At 75.2% G+C, this 3246-nt stretch carries 4 protein-coding genes; 3 read left to right on the top strand and 1 reads right to left on the bottom strand.

Annotated elements, in window-relative coordinates; all coding sequences use genetic code 11:
• Positions 1 to 603: ROK family protein (locus DBR36_RS15045; protein ID WP_146185388.1), on the bottom strand; the 603-nt coding region annotated here is incomplete at its 3' end.
• Positions 604 to 768: 165 nt separating this feature from the next.
• On the opposite strand from DBR36_RS15045, the gene DBR36_RS15050 reads away from it, so the two are divergent.
• The 3 genes from DBR36_RS15050 to DBR36_RS17910 form a co-directional block, all read left to right on the top strand.
• The gene (locus DBR36_RS15050) at positions 769 to 1815 is read left to right on the top strand and encodes a MoxR family ATPase (RefSeq protein ID WP_108320557.1); all 1047 of its coding nucleotides are present in this window, start codon (positions 769 to 771) and stop codon (positions 1813 to 1815) included.
• Positions 1812 to 3068 carry a DUF58 domain-containing protein gene (locus DBR36_RS15055; protein ID WP_258222893.1) on the top strand — a complete coding sequence of 419 codons (1257 nt, stop codon included), beginning with the start codon at positions 1812 to 1814 and terminating at the stop codon, positions 3066 to 3068. Before DBR36_RS15050 ends, DBR36_RS15055 begins: the two co-directional genes overlap by 4 nt.
• Positions 3055 to 3246: hypothetical protein (locus DBR36_RS17910; RefSeq protein WP_181373627.1), on the top strand; the 192-nt coding region annotated here is incomplete at its 3' end. The genes DBR36_RS15055 and DBR36_RS17910, both read left to right, overlap by 14 nt.

The following is a 3246-nucleotide window of genomic DNA, read 5'->3' on the forward strand; positions in this document are numbered from 1 at the left end:
GGCCCACGCGACCGTCCCCGGTCCCGCCGCGACGGCTTCGAGGGTGGATGCCACCACCTCGTTGCCCTCGATGGTGCGCACGAACGTCTGGCCGAGGTGCCCTGCGTTGCCGCTGGCACCCGTGATGGGCCGACCGCCCATCACGAACCCGCCGCCCACCCCCGTCGACACCACGATCGCCATCGCGTCGTCGCAGCCGACGAGCGCCCCGCGCCAGTGCTCGGCGAGCGCGATGCACGTGCCGTCGAGGGCCAGGTGGATCGGGCCGTCGACGAGGCCGCCGAGCACCTCGTCGATCGGCAGACCGGCCGCGAGCGGCAGGTTCAGCGGAGAGACGGTCCGCGCCGGCAGGTCGACCGGGCCGGCGCTTCCGACGCCGATCGCCCCCACGCGGGCGTCGGGCGCGGCGGCGAGCGCCGCGGCGGCGGCGTCGCGCACGTTGCGGGCGATGGTGTCGCGGTCGGCGTCGCGCCCGGTCGGTCGACGCTGGACGCTGGAGCGCTCCACCTCGGCGTCGACCGAGACGACGGCGGCGTCCACCTTGGTCCCCCCGATGTCGACGGCGAGGACGTGGGTGAAGGCGTGGGGGGTGGCAGCTGCCATGCGCGGGCTCCTCCGTTGGGCCGATGCCCCGATCCTAGGGTCCGGTGCATCACCCGAGTGACGCCTGTGCGCCCCGCCGATTCCGCCCCCGGGTCCCGAGACGCAGGTTACGATCAGGTCACGGCGGCGAGGACGCGCCTCCGCCCCCGCGACACGAGGGATGCCATGGACGAGACGGTCACGCCCGAGGCGACATCACGGCTGCGCCGCGCCGACACCGCCCCTGCCCGCCCGGGGGCCGACGGCCCCCTCGACGCGGACGCCTTCGCCCGTCTGACCGGTGAGATCGTGGCATCCGTGTCGCGGGTCATCGACGGCAAGCCCGACGCGGTGCGCAGCGCCCTGATCGCCCTGCTGGCCGAGGGGCACCTGCTCATCGAAGACGTGCCGGGCGTGGGCAAGACCATGCTCGCGCGGGCGATGGCCGCCACGATCGACGCCGACGTGCGGCGCATCCAGTTCACGCCCGACCTGCTTCCGGGCGACATCACCGGTGTCTCCGTCTTCAACCCGGTGCAGCGGCAGTTCGAGTTCACCCCCGGCGCGGTGTTCGCCCACATCGTCATCGCCGACGAGATCAACCGCTCCTCGCCCAAGACGCAGTCCTCGCTGCTCGAGGCGATGGAGGAGCGCCAGGTGACCGTCGACGGGCGCACGCACGTGCTGCCCTCGCCGTTCCTCGTCGTCGCGACGCAGAACCCGCTCGAGATGGAGGGCACCTACGCGCTGCCCGAGGCGCAGCGCGACCGCTTCCTGCTGCGCATCTCGATGGGGTACCCGGATGCCGCCGCCGAGGCGCTCATGCTCCGTCAGCGCGACACCGTCAATCCGCTCGACGGGCTCACCCCCGTCGTCAGCGCCCGCCAGGTGACGGCGATGATCGCGTGGGCGCGCGGGGTGCACGTCGCCCCGGCGCTGGAGGAGTACGTCGTCGCCCTCGCGCAAGCCACGCGCAGCCACCCCGACATCCGGCTGGGAGCGAGCCCGCGTGCGACCCTGCAGCTCGTGCGCGCCGCCAAGGTGCGCGCGGCACTGGACGGGCGGGCCTACGTCATCCCCGACGACATCACGGCGCTGCTCTCACCCGTCTTCGCGCACCGCTTGATCCCCAACCGGTCGGCGGCCGGCGGACGGGCGGGGGCCGCGGTCGTGGTCGACGCCCTCGAGCGCATCGCCACGAGCGTGCGGGTGCCCCTCGCGTCGAGGACGTGAGTCGCCGCGTGCGCCGCTGGTGGCCGTTCACCCTGCGCGGAACGGGGGCGCTGCTTCTCGCGGTGGCGGCGTTCGTGATCGCGCAGCGCGCCGGCATCCCGGAACTGCTGTATTTCGCCACGCTGATGGTGGCGCTGCTGGCCGCCTCGGCCGTGGCCCTGCTGCTGACCCGCGGAGCCGGAACGGTCTCGCGGGCGATCACGCCCGAGGTCCCCGAGGTGGGCGGTTCGGCGACGGTGGCCGTGCGGGCGGGACTGCGCAGCACCCTGCCCAGCGGTCCCGGCCGATGGCGCGACGTCCTGCCGTCCGGCGTGACCGGGCTGGCCGAGGGCCCCTCCCCCGCGACCGCGTCGACGCTCTCGGGCCGGGGCGGGGGCCTGCAGGCGCGCTACGACATCGTGGGCAGGACGCGTGGCATCCACGCCCTCGGTCCGTTCGAGATCGTCACGACCGATCCCTTCGGCCTGCTCCGGCGGCGCCTGGCGTTGGGCCGCACGACGCCGGTGACGGTCGCCCCCGCGGTCGTCGACCTGGGTGCGCTGCCCTCGGCGTCGGGTGAGGCGGGCGGGACGCGGCAGACCACGACCCTGCAGCTCGGCCAGGGCGCCGACAACCTGGTCGCGCGCCCCTACGCCCCCGGCGACTCGATGCGCCGCATCCACTGGCGGGCGACGGCCCACCGCGACACGCTGATGGTGCGGCAGGAGGAGCAGGAGTCCAGCCCGGCGGCGACCGTCGTCCTCGACCGGGCCGTCTCGCGCTGGTCCCCCGCGGCCACGCACGCCCCCGGGTCGGACGCGGCGTTCGAGACCGCCGTCACGGCGTGCGTGTCGGTCGTCGCGCGGCTCGTGCACGAGGGCTACACCGTCGACGTGGTCGACAGCGACGGCACGCTGCTGACCGACCCGGTCGACGGCGGCGACGACGTCGAGGCCCGCGCCGCGGCCGCCGGGTTCGCGTCGCTGCGCGCTCGCGCCGACGACCCCGCCCACCGCGTGGTCCCGGCCTCGGCCGCCGCGCTCGCCGGTCCGGTGGTCGTGATCACCGGGGCTCTGGGGCCCGAGGACCGCGCGACGCTCGGCGGCGTGGCGAACCACTCCGCGCTCCCGGTGCTGCTGGTCGTCACCGAGCACGTCGAGCTCGAGCGCCTGCGCGCCGGGGGATGGCGGGCCGCGATCCTGCGTCCCGGCGGCGACGTCGCCGCCGCCTGGGACGACGCGATGGAACAGGGGTACGCCGGTGTCGGGCGCTGACGTCACAGTGCTGCGCACCCCCCGCCGCCGACGCGATGCCTCGCTGCTGACGCTCGGTCTGTTCGTCGCGATCGCCGCCGCGCTGCTGCCGGTGTTCTCGGTCATCGCCCCGGGCCCCTGGGTCGCGGGTGCCGTGCTCGTCACCGCCGGAGTGCTCGGGGCGGGTCTGCTGGTGCGC

This window comes from Microbacterium sp. HMWF026 (assembly GCF_003061325.1).
In the GTDB taxonomy this organism is placed as follows: Bacteria; Actinomycetota; Actinomycetes; order Actinomycetales; family Microbacteriaceae; genus Microbacterium; species Microbacterium testaceum_E.